At 32.7% G+C, this 25,198-nt stretch carries 20 protein-coding genes; 11 read left to right on the top strand and 9 right to left on the bottom strand.

The window, feature by feature from the left end:
• Window positions 1-203: 203 nt before the first annotated feature.
• From AAFN75_RS16730 to AAFN75_RS16720, 3 genes are read left to right on the top strand one after another with little or no spacing between them, the layout of a single operon-like run.
• Window positions 204-4,220 carry a gliding motility-associated C-terminal domain-containing protein gene (locus AAFN75_RS16730; protein WP_411807443.1) on the top strand — a complete coding sequence of 1,339 codons (4,017 nt, stop codon included), beginning with the start codon at window positions 204-206 and terminating at the stop codon, window positions 4,218-4,220.
• Between the two features lie 23 nt (window positions 4,221-4,243).
• Window positions 4,244-5,182: a type IX secretion system membrane protein PorP/SprF gene (locus AAFN75_RS16725; RefSeq protein ID WP_411807442.1), complete on the top strand. Its 939-nt coding sequence runs from the start codon at window positions 4,244-4,246 to the stop codon at window positions 5,180-5,182.
• An 11-nt stretch (window positions 5,183-5,193) separates the two neighbouring features.
• Window positions 5,194-7,332 carry an OmpA family protein gene (locus AAFN75_RS16720; protein ID WP_411807441.1) on the top strand — a complete coding sequence of 713 codons (2,139 nt, stop codon included), beginning with the start codon at window positions 5,194-5,196 and terminating at the stop codon, window positions 7,330-7,332.
• 87 nt (window positions 7,333-7,419) lie between these two features.
• Here the strand turns inward: AAFN75_RS16720 and AAFN75_RS16715 are convergent, their stop codons facing one another.
• The 6 genes from AAFN75_RS16715 to AAFN75_RS16690 all read right to left on the bottom strand — a co-directional run bounded on the left by AAFN75_RS16715 (window position 7,420) and on the right by AAFN75_RS16690 (window position 14,307).
• Window positions 7,420-8,817 (bottom strand): ATP-binding protein, encoded by a 1,398-nt coding sequence (locus tag AAFN75_RS16715; RefSeq protein ID WP_411807440.1) that lies wholly within the window; start codon window positions 8,815-8,817, stop codon window positions 7,420-7,422.
• Between the two features lie 12 nt (window positions 8,818-8,829).
• Window positions 8,830-9,255, bottom strand: coding sequence for a response regulator (locus tag AAFN75_RS16710; RefSeq protein WP_411807439.1), 426 nt, complete (start codon window positions 9,253-9,255; stop codon window positions 8,830-8,832).
• Window positions 9,236-10,951, bottom strand: a complete 1,716-nt coding sequence (locus tag AAFN75_RS16705) for an ATP-binding protein (RefSeq protein WP_411807438.1) — start codon at window positions 10,949-10,951, stop codon at window positions 9,236-9,238. Before AAFN75_RS16705 ends, AAFN75_RS16710 begins: the two co-directional genes overlap by 20 nt.
• 61 nt (window positions 10,952-11,012) lie before the next feature.
• Entirely contained in the window at window positions 11,013-11,477 is a 465-nt protein-coding gene (locus tag AAFN75_RS16700) for a hypothetical protein (protein ID WP_144117450.1), read from the bottom strand.
• A gap of 29 nt (window positions 11,478-11,506) precedes the next feature.
• A complete protein-coding gene (locus AAFN75_RS16695) occupies window positions 11,507-13,834 on the bottom strand; it encodes a TonB-dependent receptor plug domain-containing protein (protein WP_411807437.1) in 2,328 nt (775 codons plus the stop codon).
• Between the two features lie 8 nt (window positions 13,835-13,842).
• Complete coding sequence (locus tag AAFN75_RS16690) at window positions 13,843-14,307, bottom strand: YfiR/HmsC family protein (RefSeq protein WP_172625909.1); 465 nt, start codon at window positions 14,305-14,307, stop codon at window positions 13,843-13,845.
• Between the two features lie 654 nt (window positions 14,308-14,961).
• Here AAFN75_RS16690 and AAFN75_RS16685 point away from each other — a divergent pair.
• Both AAFN75_RS16685 and AAFN75_RS16680 read left to right on the top strand, forming a co-directional pair.
• Window positions 14,962-16,497, top strand: a complete 1,536-nt coding sequence (locus AAFN75_RS16685; protein WP_411807436.1) for a YifB family Mg chelatase-like AAA ATPase — start codon at window positions 14,962-14,964, stop codon at window positions 16,495-16,497.
• Between the two features lie 175 nt (window positions 16,498-16,672).
• Entirely contained in the window at window positions 16,673-17,455 is a 783-nt protein-coding gene (locus tag AAFN75_RS16680) for a hypothetical protein (RefSeq protein WP_411807435.1), read from the top strand.
• Between the two features lie 78 nt (window positions 17,456-17,533).
• On the opposite strand, the gene AAFN75_RS16675 is transcribed toward AAFN75_RS16680, so the two are convergent.
• The 3 genes from AAFN75_RS16675 to AAFN75_RS16665 all read right to left on the bottom strand — a co-directional run bounded on the left by AAFN75_RS16675 (window position 17,534) and on the right by AAFN75_RS16665 (window position 19,581).
• Entirely contained in the window at window positions 17,534-18,052 is a 519-nt protein-coding gene (locus AAFN75_RS16675; protein WP_411807434.1) for a SixA phosphatase family protein, read from the bottom strand.
• Between the two features lie 48 nt (window positions 18,053-18,100).
• Window positions 18,101-18,487, bottom strand: a complete 387-nt coding sequence (locus AAFN75_RS16670) for a hypothetical protein (RefSeq protein WP_411807433.1) — start codon at window positions 18,485-18,487, stop codon at window positions 18,101-18,103.
• Between the two features lie 443 nt (window positions 18,488-18,930).
• The gene (locus tag AAFN75_RS16665; protein WP_411807432.1) at window positions 18,931-19,581 is read right to left on the bottom strand and encodes a response regulator; all 651 of its coding nucleotides are present in this window, start codon (window positions 19,579-19,581) and stop codon (window positions 18,931-18,933) included.
• Between the two features lie 488 nt (window positions 19,582-20,069).
• On the opposite strand from AAFN75_RS16665, the gene AAFN75_RS16660 reads away from it, so the two are divergent.
• From AAFN75_RS16660 to AAFN75_RS16635, 6 genes are all read left to right on the top strand, one after another.
• The gene (locus tag AAFN75_RS16660) at window positions 20,070-20,786 is read left to right on the top strand and encodes a YEATS-associated helix-containing protein (protein WP_411807431.1); all 717 of its coding nucleotides are present in this window, start codon (window positions 20,070-20,072) and stop codon (window positions 20,784-20,786) included.
• Between the two features lie 116 nt (window positions 20,787-20,902).
• Window positions 20,903-22,012, top strand: a complete 1,110-nt coding sequence (locus AAFN75_RS16655; RefSeq protein ID WP_411807430.1) for a DUF2891 domain-containing protein — start codon at window positions 20,903-20,905, stop codon at window positions 22,010-22,012.
• Window positions 22,013-22,025: 13 nt separating this feature from the next.
• Complete coding sequence (pxpA, locus tag AAFN75_RS16650) at window positions 22,026-22,766, top strand: 5-oxoprolinase subunit PxpA (protein WP_411807429.1); 741 nt, start codon at window positions 22,026-22,028, stop codon at window positions 22,764-22,766.
• A 6-nt stretch (window positions 22,767-22,772) separates the two neighbouring features.
• On the top strand, window positions 22,773-23,504 hold the full coding sequence (gene pxpB / locus AAFN75_RS16645; protein ID WP_411807428.1) for a 5-oxoprolinase subunit PxpB: 732 nt from the start codon (window positions 22,773-22,775) through the stop codon (window positions 23,502-23,504).
• Complete coding sequence (locus tag AAFN75_RS16640; protein ID WP_411807427.1) at window positions 23,497-24,351, top strand: biotin-dependent carboxyltransferase family protein; 855 nt, start codon at window positions 23,497-23,499, stop codon at window positions 24,349-24,351. The genes pxpB and AAFN75_RS16640 overlap by 8 nt, the downstream gene beginning before the upstream one ends.
• 66 nt (window positions 24,352-24,417) lie before the next feature.
• On the top strand, window positions 24,418-25,161 hold the full coding sequence (locus tag AAFN75_RS16635; protein WP_411807426.1) for a DUF6503 family protein: 744 nt from the start codon (window positions 24,418-24,420) through the stop codon (window positions 25,159-25,161).
• Window positions 25,162-25,198: the final 37 nt, after the last annotated feature.

Genomic DNA, 25,198 nt, shown 5'->3' with positions numbered 1-25,198 from the left:
CTATTCATTTTTTTTCAAATTAAAGGAAAAGAGTACGGGCAAAATAGAACGCATTATCAAATCCATAATTAAAAGATTGAATTTTTAGTGGTTTATATTATTATTGTGTTTTGTCTTTGAAATGCATATAAAAACGATTAAAAGTATTTTTACGAGTACTTTTTTTATATATTGCCAACTTTTAAATCCAAATCTATAATTAAATGAATACTTGCTCTCGCAATATATTCCGTTTCATTTTTACTAGTTTTATTGTTTTTAGTTCGTTTTATGGAATTGCACAATGTGCAGGTACTGGATCGGAAATTACAATATGTGATAAAGAAACAGATCCTAGCTTACAAGCTTTTAATCTATTCGATCAAATAACCAGTGAAACTCCAGGAGGAACATGGGTTGCAGATAGTAACTTTGATTCCGATGCTTTAAATGAAACTACAGGAATAGTGAACCTATGGGCTATAAATAGGTTTGGTACTCATGGATTTACGTATATGAATCCGTCTTGCGACGCTAGTATAGCTTCTGTAATTATAAACTTAGGTGGTTATCCGGGAGAGAACAATCAAAACCCTGGTACAAATAATGTCTGTCAGGTTTTAAAGACCGATGATGATGATACAGCTAATATTATAGATTTATTTATTTTTATAGATACGGCTAATGCCATGATTGGACCAGACACAGGCGGAGTTTGGACAGAAAGTCCAGGGAATATGGCTACGGGTTTACTATCAAATGAATTTTTTGATTTTGGAAATGTACCAATTGGTACCTATACCTTCACCTATACGGTGCCCTCTGTTAATGGTTGCCCTTCAAGTTCGGCAATTATAGATGTAGAAGTTAGACGATCTCCAAATCCTGGTGTTACATTCGATTTAAATCTTTGTGAAACCGATGATATGTCTGGCCTAAGAGCTCTAAATCTTTTTTCTAGACTAAGTGGCGAAGATTCTAATGGCGAATGGTCGGATACTAATATACCAAGTACCGGTGAACTTTCTAGCGGTACAGATTTCGAAATAAATGTTGAAAATATTTATAACACCTTTGGTGCTGGTACTTATTCTTTTAGTTATAAAGTAATACCAGATCATCCAATTTGCGAAGAACAAGAAACAACCTTTACTATTTGTATTGAAGAACAACTAGAATTAGTAGGTACTTTAGATGTGGATTGCGAAGGAGCAGTAACTCTAAATTATGATAATTCACTTTTGGCTAACGGTACATATAGCTTAAGCTATACGGTTACTGGAAGTAATTTAGGTACACATATGAATGCGAAAAATGTTGAATTTGCCAACGGAAATGCAACCTTTGTTTTAGTTCCAGATCTTGTTTTAACTACTAGTGAGACCTTAACCTTGCAAATAGACGATATCACAGCGCCATCTCCATGCGGCGGACTACCACTGTGTACTTCTATTATAAATGTGCCACCAAAAGCTTTCGATATATTTTTAGAGCCATCTATTTCCGTAACATCCACAACGGGTTGTGAGCTCGACGATATTTTAATTACCTATTTAAATACTGTCGATTCTAATTTCGATCCTATTGATGGAACACAATCTGTAACATATTCTATAAACGGTGTCGATTTTACCGATGAGGTAAATTTCTCTAACGGAAATGCCGTATCCAATGTATCTGTAGATCGTTTTATGTTAGGTAGCAATCAATTGGTGTTTTATCAATCTAATAGTTTTGTGCATTGTAAAGATTTAAATGCGGGCATTTCTCTTAATTTAATTCCTGCACCACCAAATCCTATGTTTAGTATTGTACCAGATAATAAGTGCGATGCTTCAAGTGTTCAGTTTGGTTTTAATAGCCCTTCCGGGGAATTTATAGCGTATAACCCAGTAACTTTCGATATTTACCAATATGGTAGCGAACCAGGACAATTCGAACCGAGAGATCCTAGTGTGTCATTAACCAATAATACTCAAGGTGATGGTATCGATTTGAATATTTCTAATACTAACGATGTTAGCCAACTTCCTGATGGCGATTATGTTTTTGTTATACGAAGTGTACAAGATGATAATGCAGCTTGTAGAGGATTAAGTCAAACTGAAATTGATAATTATACCGCTCAAGGTATCGATATTGGCTTAACTAAATCTGGAAATAATCATATTTTCGATGCACGTTTAACGTTTAGAATTGGAGATCCGCCATTACCTAAATTAATTAAAAATAATTTTCAAGTTTGTTTGTTAAATGGACCAGTCACTTTAGGCGATTTATCCATTTTTGCAGGAGCCAATGTTAATATCTCTCTAACCGATATAAATGATGTTGAGGTACCAGAAACTTTCGAAATAACGGAAGATGCTACTTTTAATGCCGTATTTACTAGTGCTATAACAGGTTGCGATTTAGGAACCGAGCAATTAACGGTTTCAGAAGTATCCAATGCATCGTCGCCAGTTTTAAATACCAATGTATTTTGTAGTTTGGTAACCAATACGGTTTCAAACCTAGATACTACTGCGCAAGATATTGTGTGGTACGATTCCGAAACCGATGGAACAGCTTACAACACATCAGACGTTATAGACACTAATAATGCATATTGGGCAGAAATAACTATTTCTGGAGGTTGTGTAAGTACAACAAGAACCCAAGCTGTAATTACTTTTGTAAATCAGGCTAATACGCCAACACCATTAACAAATCAGTTTTGTTCTTCGGCAACGCCTACAATAAGCGATTTACAAATAGAAACAGATGCGGCTATTGTACAGTGGTTTACATCGGAAACAGGACCAGAATACACAAGTACCGCCTTACCACTAGATGAAACAAAGGAATATTGGGTATCGCAAACAGCAATTCAAGGCTGCGAGAGCGAGCGTGTTCAAGTTACATTTACAACAACCGATGTAGCTCCAAACCCAGAGCCTATTACAAACAGTTTTTGTACAGCCGATGGTACGGTGTATACTTTAGAGGATTTGGCTTATAACCAATCGTCACTGTCTCGAGAAGGTGAGCTTACCTATTTTTCAGATGCAGCAGGAACAGTAGTTATTCCTTCTACAGAGTTACTAGAAAATGTTGCTAGTCCTGTTTATGTGCAACAAATTATAGCAGAGGCATGTTCTAGTGCTATAGTGGAAGTTAATTTTTCGTTAGAAGATAGAGCTTCAAAACCAGAATTAACACCAGTAACATTTTGTTTAGAAAACGAGCCTACAGTTCAAGAGTTAATAGATGCTTTAGAAACACAAACGTCAAATACTATAACCATTTATGAAGATGAAACCACTACAACAGCATTAGATGCTACTTTGGAATTATCGACGCTTACAGAGCCTATTTACGCTTCTCAAACCATTACCGCAGGGTGCGAAAGTAACGAAAGAACGGAGGTTGCTTTTACTTTGGCTAATCCAACAATTTCAAGCAACGATTTTCAAGTACTGTACTGTAGTATAGACCAAGCTACCTTAAACGATGTGTATTTTGGCAACGGAACCGTGGTATGGAAGGACGAAAGCGATAATCCTTTATTAGGAACCGTTTTATTAGAAAACGGAATGTCCTATTTTGCGCAGGTAGAAGTGGAATCTTGTTTAAGTGAAGCTATAGAGATTCAAATAACTTTGGTGGATGTTCAAGATCCTTTACCAAGTGCTACAACAGCTAATTTTTGCGGAATAGAAGAAAAACAAATTGCAGATCTATTAGAAGATGAGTCTGGTAATGCACACTTTACTATACCAGCTAACCATACTTTAGTTTGGTATGATTCTTATGACGTGTCTACACGAACCAGTCTAGATAACAACACGGTACTAGATAACGGCACCTATTACGCGGTTTACGAAGTCACTTCAACAGTGTCGGGACAAACCATAACATGCGAAAGCAATGCGGTAGGCATTACAGTCGATTTAACAGCTTGCGATCCAAAAGAATTAGTCATTCCAGATGCATTTTCTCCTAATGGCGATAGCATCAACGATACCTTCGAGTTACAAAACATAGAATTTGTTTACCCAGATTATAACATTGAAATTTATAATAGATACGGACGTGTTGTTTTTAAAGGCGATATAGAAGTTGGTTTCTGGGATGGTAAAAGTAATCAAGGTGGATTTTCTAGCGGCGAAGTTTTACCAACAGGCGTTTACTTCTACGTAATTAATTTTAATCGATTTGATACAAAACCATATCAAGGACAAGTTTATTTAAAACGATAATGACTAGCAATACCAATTCAAAAATGTCAAAATATATAAAATCTGTGCTGTTAGCTTTGTTGTTCTGCAATGTAGTAGTGGCGCAACAAGACCCGCAATTTACGCAGTATACTTACAATATGAACGTTGTAAACCCTGCGTACTCCACAACCGATTTCGGTGTTGTTAATTTAGGTGCTAATTACCGTAAGCAATGGACAAACACCATTGGTAGTCCTAGAACGTTTTCATTTTTTACACATACGCCTTTTAATGATAAAATTGAAATGGGACTAACATTTACAACCGATCAAATTGGGCAAGATGTTATCGAAATAAACGAAAAAAATATTAACGCAGACTTTGCATACGTTTTAAATATTAATACAAACAGTAAGTTGTCTTTAGGATTAAAAGCCGGTTTTACTTTATATGATACTGCTTTTACTGGAAGCTTAATAAATCCTAACGACCCTACATTTACTAATAATGTAAATGAGGTTTATCCAACCATTGGCGCAGGTGCTTATTATTTTACAGACTCCTATTATTTGGGGTTATCTGTTCCTAATTTTTTACGAACAACTCAACTTGATGATGCTGTTGTGGCTACAAAACTAGGAAAAGAGGAGGTGCACTTTTATATGATTGGTGGTTACGTATATCCTGTAAACGAAAATTTAAAATTAAAACCTTCATTTATGGCTAGAGCCGTAAAAGGCGCTCCAGTTAATCTAGATGTATCTGTAAATGCCTTAATACACGATCGTTTGGAAGCTGGTCTTTCGTATAGATTAGACGATGCTGTTAGTGGTATTGTTGGGTTTAGAGTTACACCATCGTTTAAGGTGGCTTACTCTTATGATGCTACGGTTTCAGAGTTTTCTAATTATAACAACGGATCGCACGAAATTGTATTATTGTTCGATGTGTCGTTATTCGGTTTAAAAGAAGGATATAAAAAATCACCAAGATTTTTCTAAAAATATTATTGATGAAAAAATTACTACCAATATTTGCATTCATACTTATGTTTTCTGGGTTTGCACAGGAAAAAGAATCTTCGGTTAATTCCATTTTTAATAATGATTTACGACGTGCTAATGCCTATTTTGAGCGTGCGGATTATGCTAAAGCTATTCCGTTTTACGAAAAAGTAAATACAAAACAGCGTATTACCCAAGTTGTTGAAAATTTAGCGACATGTTATTATAACATTGGCGATCTTAAATCGTCTGCAAGACTTTACGGTTATTTGGTAAACAGTAAACGTGGTAATAAAACAGACCAGAATGTATTTAGGTACATCCAAGCGCTTAAAGCTTCGGGGAATTATAAAGATGCTAATAGTGTTAGTCGTGAATTTCTAGCAGAAAAAGGAGATGTTTCAGTTTTAAAAACTTTTGATGCTGAGGTTGTTAAGCAAGAAAATATTATGGCTATTGGTAATCGTTATAATCTTGAAAACTTAGCTATAAATACTGAGAATTCAGAATTTGGTATGTTTCCTTATCAAGATAATTTAGTGTATGCAGCTTCAAAAAAAGAAGTACATAAAAAGAATATTTTTAGTAAGTATTACGGTTGGAACAATCAGCCCTTTTTAGATATTTATAAGATTAATAAAGATAGTGTTTCAAAAGGAAGTACAGCTTCAGAGTCTATTTCAAACACTATAAATACTAAACTTCACGAAGGTTCTGCAGCTTTTACTCAAGATCTTAAAACCATCTATTTTACTAGAAATAATTATACTAAAGGTAAAGAGGTAAAAGATGATAAATCTGTAACTCATTTAAAAATTTATAAAGCCGAATTAATTGAAGGTGTTTGGACTAATATTGAAGCGCTTCCATTTAATGGTGATGATTTTTCGGTAGAACATCCAGCATTAAGTCCAGATGGCACAAGATTGTATTTTGCCTCGGATATGCCTGGGACTTTAGGTGAGTTCGATTTGTTTTATGTCGATATAAAGGCAGATGGTACTTACGGGACACCTGTTAATTTAGGTTCTGCCATAAATACGGAATACCGCGAACAGTTTCCATTTATAGCAGATACTGGCGATTTATATTTCTCATCGAACGGGCAATTTGGTTTTGGAGGGTTAGATGTATTTTGGGCGAAGAAATCCGGAACTAGTTTTCAAAAGCCAGATAATTTAGGGTTACCACTTAATTCTGGTTACGATGATTTTGCTTTTTATTTAGATAAATCCTTAAAATCTGGATTTGTATCATCCAATAGAATAAAAGGTAAAGGGAGCGACGATATTTATAGTTTTAACGAATCTAAACCTTTAATTATAGAAAATTGTAAGCAATACATAAATGGGATTATTACAGATAAAGAAACCGAAGCATGTATTACAAATGCAAAGGTGACACTTACTTTAATTTCTGAAGATCGTAATACAAATATAGATACGTTTACAACCAAGGAAGATGGTGCTTTTAATACCAATGTTAATTGTGAAATAACAGTGCTGGTAAAAGCATCTGCCAATGGTTATCAGGATGCTGAGCGTAAAATAATAATAGGAGGAGAGCGCCATATAAAGAATGATGCATCTTTAACACTTGTATCTTTAGCTTCTATTAACAAAAAAGAGAAGGAAAAGCAGCAAATAGATTTCGAGAAAGAACGACAAAAAGAGCAGGAAAAACTAAAGCAAGAACAAGTAAAGCTTAAGAAGGATGCCGAAAATAAAAAGAAAGAATATGATAATATTATAGCTTCCGAACCTAATATACAAACCGAAAACAACAGGCTTGTTATTGTAACGGCAGATATAAATTTTGATTATAAACTTTGGTATATTCGAAAGGATGTTAAAAAAGTTTTACAACCTGTTGTCGATTTACTTAAAAAATATCCTAATATGCAAATTGAGATTGAATCGCATACCGATATTAGAGGAAATGAGGCTTACAACAAAGATTTGTCTCAAAAACGAGCAACTTCAACTAAAGAATATTTAGTGTCTAAAGGCATTGAATCTTTCCGAATTACTGCCATTGGTTATGGTGAGTCTAAACCGTTACAAAAGTGTGTTACAGAAGATGCTTGTAGCGAAGAGGAGCATGAAATTAATAGAAGATCGGAATTTGTTATAAAGCAACTACAGTAGTTTTATGTTTCATTTAGTACAAACTAAATGAAACATAAGTTATTTGCTTTAATAAATATATTCTAGTGGGTAAATTTGGACTAATAATTAGTTGCTTTTTGATAAACCGACATCATTACAGTTGTTATCAATAGTAACTTCTCCTTGAACGTCTTTTAATGGTAAGGAGAAAAAGAACGTACTACCTTCACCTAGTTTGGAATTTACCCAAATAGTACCATCTAAAAGGTTAACAAGTTTTTTTGCGATGGTAAGCCCTATACCTACACCTTCATGCGTTCTGTTAAATGATCCATTAACTTGTGTAAAACCATTAAAGATTAAATCTTGATTATTTTGGTCTATCCCAATACCTTCATCTGCCACGAAAAAGATAATACGCATATCATTATCTTTTTTACAAATTTTAAACCCATAATCGATGGTGCCAGTTTCCGAAAACTTAATAGCATTTTTTAATAGGTTTGTTAAAATGTGTTTAAGTTTTAACTCGTCGGTATAAATGATTAATTTACTATAATTTGTCGGGATGGATAGTTTGAAATCTAAGTGTTCTTTTCCTAAATTATTTCGATAATCTCTAATTGATTTATGAATGTCGTAAAATAATATGTTTAAATCGACATCCTTCATAATCAACTTTTCTTTTCCAGATTCAATTTGCGACATCTTAAACAGGTCATTAATAAGTTTTAGTAAATGCTCTCCACTTATATTAATAATTTTTACATACTCCAGGATTTCTTCTATGGAAGAATCGCCTTCTATTAAATCTGAAAGTCCAATAATAGCATTAAGAGGTGTTCTTAACTCATGAGACATGGTGGCTAGAAACTCAGATTTTACTCGGTCGCTTTCTTCAGCTTTTTCCTTAGCATCCGTTAGTTCTAGAGTACGCTCTTTAACTAAGTTCTCTAGGTTGTTTCTGTATTTTTCAAGTTCTTTGTTTTGAAGCGTAATTTCTTGTTGCTTTTCTAGAAGTAAGCTGTTTTTATTATTTAACTCTTCGGTACGCAACTTAACTTTTTCCTCTAAGGATGCGCTTAGCTCACTTAGTTGGTCGTTTTTTATTTTAAGCTGGCTATCCTGCTGGTAACTTTTAAGCGCTTGCTTAACAGTTAAAACAAGGTCGTTAGTATGCCAAGGCTTAGAAATATACCTGTAAAGGCGCGCATAGTTTATTGAATTTGCAACGCCTTCAATAGTGGCTTGCCCTGTTAGCAATATGTTTAATGCATGAGGTGATTTTTCATGAACTTTAGTTAAAAACTCGTCACCCTTCATAATTGGCATGGCATAATCTGCAATAACAACTTGAATTTCATAATTTAATTCTAATAAATTGTCGATAGCCTCTAACGCTTCTATACCAGATTCTGCCGTTTCAATAATATAATTATTACCAAAAGCATTTTTTAGTTCAGTTTTTAAGCTATTTAGTACGATCTTTTCATCGTCTACACAAAATATTACTCCCGTTTTCATTCGTCCTAGTTTTTAATAAGTTGCACTTCCAGAATCTATACAAGAAAATAATTCCGATTGAACCCAAGGTTTTCTAATACATTTATATAAACTTGCTTCTTTCCTAGTTTTTTCAATGGATTTAGTATCTGCCTGCCCTGTTAGCATTATTTTTAAAGAATTAGGGTATTTGTTATGCACTTTAATTAAAAACTCGTCACCCTTAATACCTGGCATTAACCAATCGCTAATTATAATTAATTTAACAGTAAGGTCTATCATTATTTCATCAATAATTTCTAAGGCCTCATTAGCACTTTCGGCGGTTTCATACAGAAATGAATTTCCATAATTTGCTTTTAATTGTGCTTTAATGCTGTTTAATATGATTTTTTCATCATCGACACATAAGATTACAGTTTTCTCCATAGCAATATTCTTATATTTTTGTTGAATCATGTTTACGGTTCATTGTAGGCAGATAAACGTTAAAAGTGGTTTTACCCGGTTTACTTTCTACTTCAATTTTTCCGTTATGCTTTTCTATTATTCGTTTTGAAATGTCCAATCCAATTCCCGTTCCTTCTCCTGTTGGTTTGGTGCTAAAAAATGGTTCGAATATTCGGTTTATTTCATTTTTAGGAATACCTTTTCCGTTATCGGTAATGGAAACAACTACCCAATCTTTTTCAGTATAAACTTTTATATCTAGTTTACCGCTTAATTCCATGGCATAAATGGCATTGTGAAGTATGTTGGTCCATACTTGATTGAGCTCATCATAATAACAAAGGATTTTTGGTACTTTATCGTAACTTTTAGAGACTTCAATACCTTGCTTGATTTGATTGTTATAAAGCGTTAAGATGTTTTCAATACCTTCAGTTATATCTGCAAGCATTTGCTCATCATTATTATTAATTCGAGATGAATTTTTAAGAGCAAAAACTACCTTTGATGCTCTTTCGGCTGCAAATTCAATATTTTCTGTACTGCGTTGTAATCCTGTAATTTTATACGCAACTTCTAGAATTTTTTCAGAATTTTCTGTTTTTAGAAGATCCAAATATTTTTCGACACCTTCAACAACCATCATGTCTACAAAAGTATCTGCAAAAGAGTAGGCATTTTTTATATTATGGTTTTCAAATATTTCTGCTATCTTTTTCTTGAAAACACGCTCCTCTTTCGAGGTTAACATATGTCTGTTTTTAAAGGAGTCTTCCATAAGGGCTAAAAATTCGACCCTAAGTTTCTCTGGCAATTCATTAATGAATATTGGATACTCATTTAACACAAAATTTAAGGTGTTTTTAATATTGCCAATAGAAGAACGAATTGCGCCAAGTGGTGTGTTTATTTCGTGTGCAACACCAGCGATAACTTGACCAAGTGCAGCTAATTTTTCTGAATTAACAAGTTTTTGTTGCGTTTGTTTTAAGTTACCTAATGTTTCTGTTAATTCGGTTGTTCGTTGTTTTAATGATTCTTCTCGTTCGTAAATTTGCAGAAGCATTTTATTATATTCATCTACTAACACGCCTATTTCATCATTGCCTTGTTTTTCAACACGCATTTGATAATTCCCTTTCTCCGAGATTTCTTTAGTAGCTTTTGTTAAATATATTATGGGCTCTGATACTATTTTTTGTAACCAATAAGCAAGTATATAATTAGCAACGAGAAGGCCAACTAATAATAGGAGCATAGTGGTTACGTAGTCTCTAATTTTTAATGATAACACTTCGGTAGAAACTCTTAAGTAAATAGAGCCTACTTTACTGTTTTCAATATAAATGGGTCTGAAAACGCTTAAAAAATTGGCATCGAAATTCTCCCAAGAATCAGAACTATTAGTGTTTGAAATTAGGACTTTTTCTCCGTCTGCATAAAAATCTGCAAATATTTCATTATCATTATTATAAACAATTCCAACATCTACAGAAGGAATGTTTTTTAGTTTTTGTAATGTTTCTACAGCGTTTTCTGAAACATCGAAATCCAGGGAAACAGCACAATATTCTCCAATTAAATTAGCATTAATAATGGTGTTGTTTTTCATGTCTTCTTTAAAATTAGCAATATTGCTAAAGATGACATACGTTAAACCTATTACAAGAGAAAATAAGGATACGAGTTGGATAACAAGTATCATTTTAAATTTTATGGATAGGTTTTTAAATAACATATATTATACTATGATAAATAAAATGCTGCTATTTAAAGGTCATTGTTACTATATAAACTTCATCTTCAAAAGGCATAGTAACTGTACCTACAATTGCTGAAGATGAGATAGATTTAATGTCGATTGATGAATATCCAATATCTCCTACTAAAGGAATGGCATATATTAATGTTTCTCCGAAGGTTAATACAGTTTCATCTGAATTTAATTCCCAAGTGGTTTCTAAAACTACGCTGTTATTAGCATCATTTACTACTAATGTACCATCTGAATTAAATGAAAAAGAGTAGTCTTTGGTTTCATCGGTTTCAAATAAGGTGATATCTGTAATTTCTACTCCTGCGTAAACTATGCTAGGAGAAAGCATTTTACTTTTTATAACCCAAGTTTTAGAACTTAATATATCATTAGACGACGTTGATTCGTCCTCACTACATGAGATTAAGCTAAGAACTAAGCTGAAAATTGTAATTAAAAAGTATTTTCTTTTCATAATAAATTGGGGGTTTAAATTATTTTAATTTAATATTTCCATTTTAAGCCTATTAATACAATAGAGCCTATGTTATCTGCAAAGCCATATTCGCGATGTTTTCCTAATAGGTTTTTTCCGGTAATATGTATTAAAGCGTTTTTATTTAATTGGTAAGTTGTTTTCGCATTTAAAACTAGGTTGGTTTTTATATCCACTTGCGATTTATCCTTTTCAAGATTTTCTAAATCGTTTATTTGATAGTAATTATAACTTGCAAACTCATGTTGAGAATAGACGTAACCATCTGTATTAAAGCTCCATTTACTATTTGGTTTATAGTTTAAAGTAAAACCTCCAAAGAATGATGGTGTTGCATCTTCACTCCATTGTGTAGGGTTTGTGGTATTGCTTAATGTAGTTGTTAAAATATCGCCTTCAGGATTAAAACTAAATTCAATATCTGTTAATTGTACATCAATATCTTTCCTGCCAGAAATGTTCGTTTTTTGATAATTACCAAAAACTTTTGCTTTAAATTTATCGCTAAATTCATAATCTAATGTAAAGCCTAAACCGTATTGGCTAGCATTTAGGTTGTAGTTTTCAAATTTAACAGCACCATCTGCTCTTATTGATAATAACGTTCCTGGCGCTCCAGATTCGTCTAGTTCTTGTTCGCTGGTATAACTATGGTATGCATTAGGATTTACAAAGTTATCTACGTTTGAGTAAAACATTTCCAAATCTAAACTTAAACTGTTTGTTATTTTAGTTCTCCATCCTATTTCGGTACTTGTTATAGTAGGGTATTTTAGGTCCTCTTTTCCGTTAATAGTTAGATGAACAGGTACGTTGATGGGGTCTGTTACCCCTTCTATTGTTCGATCATAATTTATTTGAATATTACCATTTAAATAGGTGTCAAAAAAGAAAGGTGACTTTGACGCTTTAGAGTGTACAGCACGTACTAAATTGTTTTTATTAATGCGATAGGTAGAAGCTATTTCGTAATTCATGAAATAGTGTTTGTTAAACCCAAATTTATCTACGCGAGCAGCACCAATAACCCTAAGTTTTTCGGTAGGTTTCCATTCTGTTAGCATAAATGCTGAAAAAGAAGATGTTTCTCGTGCTTCATCTTTAAAATCGAAATTTAGGTCATTAAAACTAAACCTTTCTTTATAGGTAAAAGGACTGTTGTACGATAAATGTTTATAGTTAATTCCTGGTCTAATACTTACCGTTTTAAATTCTTTAAAATACTCTATATTACCTTCAATATTAGTGAACTTATAAGAATTAAATTGGTAATTGTTTTCGTCTTTACCAGAGTTAATATTAAACTGTCCGCTTAAATTATTGTGCTTTATTTTTGCATTTATATAATAACTTTCTGATTCGGTTTGAGACAATGGTGTTGCTAAATTTAAGAAGCCTGTTCTTTGACTTTGAGACTTTTGAGCTCCAACAGCAATATCTATATTAGAATTTACACCATAATTATGTGTAAAAAAGATGTTTCCGCCAGCTCTTCTTAAGCTAAGATCTTCATCATAAAAAGCACCTAATTCCTTTTGGTATTCATTATAGGTCCAAGGTTCATTGGTAATATGATCTTTAACAGGAGCCACAAACATGGTTAAGCTATCTACGCCTACATAATCTTTTCTAATAAAATCATAGTACTTACTATCAAAACGATAGCGTTCAGAAAAATTACCAGAGAACGTTAGTTTTGTCTTGTCATCCCAATTATAGCCAATATTTAAGCTAGAATTCGTTGCATTATTAGTTCCCATTTGGGTATTTACAGTAATATTTTTTCCTTTTTTATTGGCATGAGAGGTAATAATATTAATTACACCCGTAACAGCATTAGGGCCATATAAAGCAGATGCAGGACCTCTAACCACTTCAATTCTTTCAACATCATTTAAATCTACAGGTAAGGTTTCCCAAAATGTTCCACCACTAAAATAACTATATACAATTCGATTATCAATCATAACCAATATGGTTGTATTATAAGACAATGTTAAATATACATTTTTTGTAATATCATCATACCCTCTAATATGAATATCATAATTACCAGGGGTTATTTCTCTAACAATCAATCCTTGAGATAATCGAAGTGCCTCAGGAATACTAGCTACACCAGAATTACTTATTTCCTCCTTACTAATAATAGTTGTAGATAAGGGGGTTTCAAATAAATCTTCTGGGTGTTTAGAAGCGGTTACAACAACATCTATATCCAACAACTCCTCAAGAGTCATTTCATTATACACTTTGTCCTGTTGAGCAAAGGTTTTAACGCATAACGTTGATGTTATGATGATAATGAACAAAAGTATTTTTTCCTTAAAATTCATAACTTGTTTCATTTAAAAATTTTTCCAATTCTCAATATATCTGAAGAGAATGATTGACCTTCCATATCTAACGATGTTAAATTCACCAATATCTTAGGTTTACTATTTTCAATTCCAAATCCGAGGGAAACTTCGCCTTCCTCTACAAATCGAGTTGTAGCGGTTACTGATAAAACTTTATTAGCTTTACATAGATCAGAAAAACCATGTATGCCTTCCATGAAATAAACTACTTGGAAACCAGAAATGTTTTTCTCTAATTCTTTTGGGGTAATGGCTTTTACAACCATAGAAGATCCTAGTCCTTTAATGAATTCGTCTTTATCCAGTAAAGTGTTATTGTTATAAACAACTAAGATTTTAATTTTATTGTTTTGGGGTATTTGAGGGTTATATTTTAAAACTTTGGTTAATAGTGCCGCCTGAATATTTTCGGGTACAGCTATTTTTTGAGCATTAACAATGTTACCCACGCATAAGAAGATGCAGATAAATGCTAATTTCTTAGCAATGAAGATTATATTTTTGGGTAACTTTAAGTTAAACATTTAGTAGGTGTCTGTTCTAACTTTAGATTCTTTAATTTGGGCAAATTAAAAGAATCTCTTGTTATGGCATCATGATTTTTATCAGGTTATTAAACTTTTAAATTGTACAAAAAAATGCGCCAAGTGTACTTCTACCAATAAATGATTGATTATAATAGGAAATATAAAAGGGCTTTTGAGTCTTTGTTTCACATAGTGAATTACGAGAGAAGAGCATCAAAAGCAAGCTTTTGTATAGAGTCATTTGGGGCTGATTTATTTTATGATTTCTTAAAATAGGTTTAAAATTAAAACATAATTTAAGTGAATCGTAAAATTTTACTGCTACAAAAATAAGTATTTTATCTAACATATTTACTTCTTGTCGATTTTTTTTACTCCAATTATTTTGACGGATTAATGTTTTAGTTGATAAAGAGGACCTTTTTAAACTATAAAGAAGCAGAATATTTCTCTCGAAATAGTATTATATAAGCCATAAAAATTGAGTACTCGTTATAAAATGGTTGAGAGAGAAGCCGATGATTTAGTGTTAAAATTAAAATACATTTCTTACATTTAAGGGGTAAACTAAATTTTATGCTTAAAAAAGTTTTTGCTAGTGCTGTATTTGGTGTTGAGGCTTCAACCATAACTGTAGAGGTAAATGTAGATAAAGGTGTAGGGTATCATCTGGTAGGATTACCCGATAACGCTATAAAAGAAAGTAATTTCAGAATTGCGGCAGCCCTTCAAAATAACGGCTATAGAATTCCAGGAAAAAAGATTATAATTAATATGTCGCCTGCCGATTTACGAAAGGAGGGAAGTGCATACGATTTAACTTTAGCCATTGGTATTCTAGCATCTACAGATCAAATTAAAGCCGAAGACCTAGACAAATACCTTATTATGGGCGAATTATCTTTAGATGGCGGATTACAACCCATAAAAGGCGCATTACCCATTGCTGTAAAAGCCAGAGAAGAAGGTTTTAAAGGCTTTATTCTGCCTTCGCAAAATGCCAAAGAAGCCGCCATTGTAGATAATCTTGAAGTTTACGGCGTTGATAATATAGAGCAAGTCATTAACTTTTTTGATAAAGGCGAACCTCTAGAGCAAACCATAATAAATACGCGAGAAGAATTTGAGAAAAGTTTAGATTTTCCTGAGTTCGATTTTTCCGATGTTAAAGGACAGGAAGGCATAAAACGTTGTATGGAAATTGCAGCTGCTGGTGGCCATAACATTATTTTAATTGGTCCTCCTGGTGCAGGTAAAACTATGCTAGCAAAACGTTTACCTAGCATTTTACCACCAATGACGTTGCATGAAGCTTTAGAAACCACTAAAATTCATTCGGTTGTAGGGCGCGTAAAAGATACAGGTTTAATGGCTCAACGTCCGTTTAGAAGCCCTCATCATACCATTAGCAACGTAGCGCTTGTTGGCGGCGGAAGTTATCCGCAACCCGGAGAAATTTCATTATCGCACAATGGGGTTTTGTTTCTAGATGAATTACCCGAATTTAAGCGAGAGGTTTTAGAAGTGATGAGACAGCCATTAGAGGATAGAGAGGTAACTATTTCTAGAGCAAAATTTACGGTTACCTACCCATCGTCTTTTATGTTGGTTGCTAGTATGAATCCGAGTCCGAGTGGGTTTTTTAATGACCCAGATGCGCCAATAACATCATCTCCAGCAGAAATGCAACGTTATATGGGAAAAATTTCTGGTCCCTTGTTGGATAGAATTGATATTCATATTGAAGTAACCCCAGTGCCGTTTGATAAGTTGAGTGACGACAGAAAAGGAGAAACCTCGGTAGATATTAGAAAACGAGTTACAAAAGCTAGAGAAGTGCAAACTAAGCGCTTTGAAGATTCTGATAGTGTACATTATAATGCACAAATGAATGTGAAACAAATTAGAAAACATTGTGTTTTAGATGACTCCTCAAAGCAGTTATTAAAAACCGCCATGGAACGTTTAAATTTATCGGCTCGCGCGTATGATAGAATTTTGAAAGTATCACGTACTATTTGTGATTTAGAAGGCAGTGAAAATATAAATGGTTCGCATATTAGTGAGGCTATTCAATATCGTAGTTTAGATCGTGATGGTTGGTTGGGTTAATATTTGTTATCGCCACTAGTCACAGACTAGCGGTAGCGGGGAAACATTTAATTGTTTAAAACTTTATAAATGTTTAGTTTAAAAAAGATGGACTAAAGTGTAATTTTGAGAAAAATGAATTATAGTGAATATAAAGCGACTTATTGAAAATTTAAGATCATCAAAAAAAAATAAAATGTTAGGATTATTAGCACTTTTTTTAGGAATTTCAACTTTAATAGTCACATATTTAGCTACTTCAGCTGATAATAAAAATACAGAAGAATTTCAAACACGATCAGAAGGAAAATTAGATAATATAAATAAAACTAATAAGGATATAGATGAAAAATTTAATACTCATAAAATAGAATTAGATTCTTCATTAAAAAACCTTGAAAGTAATGATAAAAAAATTTATGATGAAGTTTCTAATACTAAGGAAATTTCAGGTAATAGTTCAAAGGATATTAAAAAAATAATAACTAATCAGAAGAATACTTCTAATGTTATGAATGATATCAATTTTAATACAGAAAGTGCACGTTTTTTTCAAGAGCATCCATTTGAGAAATATGGAAGTTTTTTTAAATATGGTTATGTAGTTTATCATCATAATTCAGAATTCGAAAAGCCTTTTAAGAAAGCATATGGAAGCAAAATTTTTGTTGAATACATAGAATATTCTGATAATGTTACTTTTGGGCCTCATAAAAGTGGAACAGAAAATTTATATACGCTAGGTTTAAATATTAAGTTTAAAAAAATAGCTGGTGAAAGTTATATAAGGAATGGATACATGGAACACAGTGTTTTAGTTAACTCTTTTAATGTAGAAAAAGTTCAAAAGTTACCTGCTCTTTCAGGATATGGTCATCCGTATTATAATTTTTGTGATTACTTTATTTTACTAAATCATGAAAAACCATTTACTTACGCTATTGGTCCACAAGACTGTGGTATTTCTAAAAATATATGATATTTTCCCCCGATACCGCTAGTCTGGGACTAACGGCGATTATGAAAAAATAAAAAATAGTATCAAATCAAAATCTCATCAATAACGTCTCAATTCATAATCTGAAACTTCACCATTAGTAATTACAACATGATATAAATTCCCAAAATCGTTATCATCATTTTTATTGTAAACCTCACTATTAATGATACTATTCACTAATTTAGGTATGGTATTACTATGGCCAACTATTAAAGTGTTTTTTTGTGCTTTTAATATTTCTGCAACATCAAGTTCATTTGGTTTGTATACAGTTGTTTCCAAGTCGTTTTTATCTGCAGTTGGTTTAGCCGTTAGTAGTGTTCTTTTGTAGTTTGTTGAATATACCGCATCAATATTAACGGCGATTAAAATGTTGCTTAGGTTTTTGGCACGTAACAATCCTTCTTTCGTTAATGTTGGATTGCCATCATTAGGATTTGAGGTGTCTTTTTCAGCGTGTCTAACAAAATAATAATGATTTACAGTCTTTCTAGTTTCAGAGATTTCATCTGTTTTGTTTTTACAAGCAAACAGTGTAAGAATGGAGAAGACGATAAAGATATATTTATAAATCATGGTTTTGTAATTACCAATTTGAGAGTTGTTTTTTAGCTGTTGCAGCGTTTACTTTTTTTCTTCAGTACGTAATACCTTATCAGTCCAAAGTACCGCTGCCATAAGCGTATAAAAAACTTTAAAAGGTTTATCGTAAAAGTTTTTTTCATATTCTGCATTATTACGCATAGTTTTAGTTTTTGGTACTAATGCAATGGCAACCAAATTAGGAATATCTTCTACTTTAGGATATATAAGAGGGTCTACGGTATAGGAATTCATTCTATTGGATATGTAAACCATATCTTTTCCGCTAAAATGTTTTTGAATAATTTTGTTAAGTTCTTTTTCATCAGGAGGTTTTATAATAGCCCCATCATGTATTTGATTGATAACATAATGATCAAAAATAAAAATATCAGTTTGTTTTAAATTGTAATGTTTGATTATTCCCATATATTACTTTAGTAGTTAAATTCAAGTTAATTATCGTTAAAACGACATAATTTCGTACAAATATAAAGCTATAGTAATTCTTTTCGTTATATTTTTCTGAAGTTTTTATATCCAATATGGAATAGAAATAAATTTAAATTAACACTTCTAATGTTAATTTAATGTAAACAAATTGTAAATTTAAGGTAAATAAATTGTATATTTGTTTAAAAATCAGGGTTATGAGCGTTCGAAAAACAGAATCAGAAGGAGTTGCAAATAAATTATCATATAAATATTGGCTGTTTACAGTAAAGCTGAAATTATATATTAAAAAATATAATAGAGTATTGGCGATGCCATATTTATAGATATGTAAATTAAAAATTTAGTTAATAAAAAAATCACACTTTAATTAAAAGTGTGATTTTTTTATATATAACAAATAGTTTCTGTAGTTTGACTTATAGACGATTTGATTCAGGATTAAAAAGCTTGTTTCTAATAGCGTAGAGTACTAAGCCTATTCTATTTCTTACCTTAAATTTAGTAAATAATGCATCACGATAGCCGTCTACCGTTTTTGGACTTAAGAACATTTTATCTGCAATTTCCTTATACGTTTTATCCGTACAGGCGTAGTTTAAAAATTCAATTTCACGTTCTTTTAAAACGGTCATGTTTTTTTCTTGATTATGTAGTGCATCTACTAGAATTTTCGATACGTGTTCGGTATAGTAATAGCCTTTATTTATGGTTTCCGTTAAGGCAATTTCTAGGGTGCTTTTTTCAATATCTTTTAATAAATAACTTTTTGCGCCAGCTTCTAGCATTTGCAAGACATCGTTTATTTTATTTTCTACAGAAATGGCGATTACCTTAATATTTGGGTATTTATCCTTAATGTACTTAGTGGCGTGTATGCCGTTTAAAACAGGCATATTTACATCCATTAAAATGATATCTGGTTGTTTTAGGGAGGCGTCTAATTTTTCAATAATTTCTTTTCCGTTATTACATGAGTAACAAACTTGGAAATTTTTAAAAGAATTCACCAAAGTACTCATAGCCTGAGCTAACAGTTGGAAATCGTCTACAACAGCTACATAATGCATAATTTATACGTTTTTATAGCTATTAAATCGTTCGGTAAAGTGAGGAGTTGTACAAATATAAGAATTTTTAGGGTCGTAAAGTGTTAAAAATCAATTATATATTGCTGTAGTTGTGTTTTTTTTTATTCCTGTAAAAGTGTTGTAAATACACTATTTTTTAATAAAAAATGTCCTTGAATAGGCATGTATCTTTAAAAATTGGGGTTTTTCCTGTAGCTAAATAGGGTTTTTCCTCTTTTAAAGCCTTTATAATTCATTGAAATTGCATAGGTATAAATCAATCTAAATTGTAGAATTATTTGTGCTTTAGGAGGTAGACATGGCGATGCTGTATTTATTATGGTTTATCCAACTAATAGGGTTTTGTGTTATAGAAGATTAACAAATACTGGAAAAGCAAAACTGGCTCCAAGTCCCTTACGCAAACGTAGTAAGGATAATAATAATGATTAAAATTTACACATAACATAATTAAAAGGCCACTCAACATGAAAGAGTCCAACCATATTAAAATTTTAATATCTATTGCTGTTATAGCCGGTGCAATGGGTGGTATTGGGAATTATTTAATGATGGATATGGGGGTAGATGATCGCACGAGTATTGTAAAACCCATATTTTTAGGGATTATTGCGGCAGCGGTTTTACCCTTGTTTTTAAAACTAGTATCTAGTAATATTCTAGACTTTGTTGATGAGCATTTAAGGTTTAAAAACTACACTTATTTTGTAAGTCTTTGTTTGTTGGCAGCCCTATTTGGCGATGTTTTTTTACAAGGTATTTACGCTAAAGTGTTTAATGAATTAACCGAAGAAATAGCGACCATCGATAAAAAGGTTGAAAGCTCTAATGAAAAAGCAGACTATGCGCTTTACAATATTAAATTAGAAAATGATAAGAAAAAAGATCTTGGTAGTGCTAAGGAAATAAGAGATCATAGAGATCAAAAAATTAGTGATTATGCTAAAGATTTTAAACTTAATAAAGCAGAGGCAGCTATACTTTTTGAAATTAAAGAAAACAAAATTTCCGAACCCGATGAATTATATAAATTGGGCGATAAAGCTGCTGTAGATAAGGCGCTTTCAAAATTTAAAAAAGAGGATTTGGTTAAAGAACTTGATTTGAATAATACTAAAGTTATTGTCCCACAAACTAAGTTTATGACAAACTTGAGTACCATGAAAAAGTCGGCATCAAATTAATAGGTTCTTCCAGGTTGGATGATTACCAGTTGTTAATATGGTTTCAATTGTAGCTGTTACTGCTTAATCCCTTTAAATTCCTTTTTCATTAATAGATTTAATTATAAATTTATAACATGAAAAATATTATACTTTTACTGCTCACGCTTTGCGTTTTTAATTGCCAAAATAATCAAAACACAAAAGTAGAAACTCCTAAATTCGAAACCAAACCAGAACCTGCAACTCTACTTAATATTAAGCAAGCAAATGCATTAGCCAATTTACCTCTACACTGCATTAATACCGAGTATCCAAACCGCTTATCACAAACGTTGGGTAATCAAGAAGATTTAAAATCGCCAATGCAATTACATCCTGCGTTTTATGGGTGTTTCGATTGGCACTCATCGGTTCATGGGCATTGGAGTTTAGTAAGTTTGTTAAAATCCTTTCCAGAAATTAGTAATGCTTCAGCAATAAAACAGAAACTACTCAATAACATTTCAAAGGAAAATATAGAAGCCGAAGTAGTGTATTTTCAAGGAAAACACAACACATCTTTCGAGCGCACTTACGGTTGGGCTTGGTTATTAAAACTAGCCGAAGCATTGCATACTTGGGACAATGAAACGGCAAGACAACTAGAAGCAAACTTGCAACCATTAACCAATTTAATAGTAGAGAAGTATATCGAATTTTTACCAAAGTTAAATTATCCACTGCGCGTGGGAACGCATACAAACACAGCCTTTGGTTTATCGTTTGCTTACGATTATGCGGTAACTGTTAATAACGAAGCATTAAAAAACGCTATTAAATCGCGTGCCTTATACTTTTTTACAGCCGATAAAAATTGCCCAATGTCTTGGGAACCTAGCGGAAGTGATTTTTTATCGCCGTGTCTGGAAGAGGCGGCTTTAATGAAGCGACTATTGCCTGTAAACGATTATAAAATTTGGCTGAATGATTTTCTTCCAGAATTAAAAAATAGAAATTATAATTTAGAAGTGGGTGTAGTGTCCGATAGAACAGATGGTCAATTGGTACATCTAGATGGTGTTAACTTCTCGCGGGCCTGGAGCTTGAATAAAATAGCAGAAGACTTGCCAGAGTATAGTCATTTAAAAAATATAGCAAATAAACATATCAATTATTCGCTGCCAAGTATTTTTGGCGATAGTTACGAAGGTGGGCATTGGTTAGGAAGTTTTGCTATTTATGCCTTGAATTCTAATCAAGAATAGCTAACTTAGTATAGTGGAGCATCAAATTATAGATATTAATGTGGATACAGGCGAGGGTATGGGTAATGAATCTCTACTTATGCCTTATATCTCGTCCTGTAATATTGCTTGCGGAGGACATGCGGGAGACCTAAATTCTATGCAACAAGTGGTTGAGCTTGCTAAAAAACATAGTGTTAAAATAGGAGCACACCCTTCGTTTCCCGATCGAGAAAACTTTGGGCGCTCTATTGTAGATATGTCTTGTGTAGCGCTATACACGGCTGTAAAAAATCAAATAAACGATTTATTAAACATTTTAAAGAGTGCGCATGTAGCGCTTCATCATATAAAACCTCATGGTGCATTGTATAATTTGGCAGCAGTAGATGAAAAAACGGCAACTGTTATTGTTGAAGTTGTAAAAGCACTAGCATTACCCACCAAGTTATATGTGCCTTATAATTCTGTAATTGCTCAACTGGCCATAAAAAACAATGTTGAAATTATGTATGAGGCGTTTGCCGATAGGAATTATAACGACGATTTAACATTGGTTTCAAGAGGGGAGCACAATGCTTTAATTACTAATCCAGAGGCTGTGTTCGAACATGTTTATGCTATGGTTTTTCATAAAAAAGTTAAAACTATAGCTGGTAAATTGGTGGCGCTTAAAGCGGACACATTTTGTATGCATGGTGATCATCCTGATGCTGTTAAATTAGTTTCAAGTTTAGTGGGTCGCTTAAAGGCCTTGGGCTATAAAATTAGATAATTAATATTGGGTTATAAACTTACATATAAGCCTTATGGCGAACATTCTGTTTTAATAGAATGGTCAAAGGAAATAGATACTGCTATTTTAAATGATTTGCTTCGTTTTCAGGATTTAATATTAAAAAGCGAGCTTAATAGTATACTTGAGGTTAGGTCTGCATATAATTCATTGTTAGTTGTTTATCGATTAGAGATTGTTGATTTTAACACAGCGTTTATTGAGTTGCAAAATATTTACCAATTAAACACAGATGTTTTGAAAACAGAATCTCGATTATGGAAAATCCCTGTCTGTTATGATTCCCATTTCGGTATCGATCTTGAGCATATTTCAGAATTAAAAAACCGTTCAGAGGAAAGTATTGTTACTCGACATTCTTCTGTTATTTATACGGTGTATTTTATTGGATTTTTACCGGGTTTTTTATATTTAGGAGGATTAGATTCTAAGTTATTTACACCTAGAAAATCTACCCCACGATTAAAAATAGAAAAAGGAGCGGTGGCTATTGGTGGAAATCAAACGGGAATCTATCCACAGGAAAGCCCAGGTGGTTGGAATGTTATTGGAAATTCTCCTATTACGTTTTTCGATCCAACTAAAGAGCAACCATGTTTTGCAATGGCGGGCGATAAAATTCAGTTTTACAGCATATCATTACAAGAATACAACCAGATTAAAACCTTAGTGGAAGCCAAGGTGTTTCAGTTAGAAAGTGAGGTGCTATATGATTAAAGTACTAAAACCTGGTTTTTATAGTAGCATTCAAGATGTTGGTAGGTTTGGTTTTCAGCAGTATGGTGTACCTAGTTCTGGTGCTATGGATCAATACGCTGCAGCATTGGCTAATGGTTTATTAGGAAATTCTGAAAACGCCGCTGTTCTAGAAATAACTATTACAGGGCCAACATTACAATTTAATGGTGCCACCAAAATTTGCTTATCTGGAGCAGATATAAGTCCTAAATTAAATAATGTACCGCTATCCAATAATAGATTAATTAAAGTAAACTCTAATGATGTATTGACTTTTGGGACATTACAAACAGGCGTGCGCTGTTATTTAGCTGTTTCAGGTGGTTTTCAAATAAAACCTGTTATGGGTAGCAGAAGTATGTATAAAGGTATTACGCCTCATCATGTGCTTAAAAAGCATGATGAATTAGACTTAAATAGTGTAACAGTTGAAGCAGGTGAGCACAATTCTAGGCTTCGAATACAACAAAGCTATTTAGAATCAGCTGTACTTCCTGTTTTTAAAGGCCCTGAATTCGATTTACTCTCGGTTGTTCAACAAAAACAATTGCTTTCTGCGAGGTTTACTATTTCAAAAGATAATAATAGAATGGCGTATCAACTAAATGAGCCCTTATCGAATACCTTAGAGGCTATAATAACTTCGGTAGTGCTTCCGGGAACGGTTCAATTAACGCCCTCTGGAAAACTCATTATTTTAATGCGAGACTGTCAAACTACAGGCGGGTATCCTCGTGTTTTACAATTAAAAGAAAGTGCTATAAATAGTTTAGCGCAAAAATTTACAGGACACGAGGTGAGCTTCCAATTAAATACGCAGTATTAATTAAAGTTTAACATAGTTTAATTAAGGTGTTGGCTACTTTTGCTACTAAGGTTAAAATTTAGAAATATGCTTAAAAACACTGTGTTACTTTTAGTTTTAATAGGTTTTAATTACAGTTGTAAGAAACCTAGTGTGGATGCTGATGCTGTTATAAAGCAATCTATTATGCTGTCTGGTGGCGAGCGTTTTAAAACGTCTACCATTGTATTCAATTTTCGAGATAAGCAGTATAGGGCTAAACATAACAACGGTAATTATGTTTTAGAAAGATATTTTACTGTAGGTAATGATTCTATTGTAGATAGGCTTACTAATGTTGGCTTTGAACGCGTTATAAATAGGCAACGGGTTGTTGTGCCAGATTCCATAGCTAATCTGTACAGTGCATCGGTTAACTCTGTGCATTATTTTTCGGTATTGCCTATAGGGTTAAATGCTGAAGCGGTTAATAAGCACTATGTTTCCCAAGTCTCCATAAAAGGAGAGCCGTATCATAAAATTAAAGTGACTTTTAATGAAGATGGAGGCGGAGAGGACTTTGATGATGTTTTTCTGTACTGGGTGCATAGTAAAACTTATAAAGTAGATTATTTAGCGTACTCATACCATGAGGGCAATGGTTTAGGAATGCGTTTCCGCGAAGCTTATAACGAACGTTATGTAAATGGTATCAGGTTTGTAGATTACAATAATTATAAGCCAATTTCTGAAGAAGCAACCTTATTAAATTTAGATGTTTTATTTGCTGAAGATGAACTTAAACTGCTATCCAAAATAGAATTAGAAGGCGTAAGGGTAAGCTATGAATAGTATAAAAAAAACGTCTTTCAAATGAACATTTAAAAGA

This window comes from Algibacter sp. AS12, from assembly GCF_046736315.1.
GTDB lineage: Bacteria > Bacteroidota > Bacteroidia > Flavobacteriales > Flavobacteriaceae > Algibacter_B > Algibacter_B amylolyticus.
The sequence above is the reverse complement of the archived record's forward strand: the minus strand, read 5'-3'. Positions and strand labels throughout refer to the sequence as shown.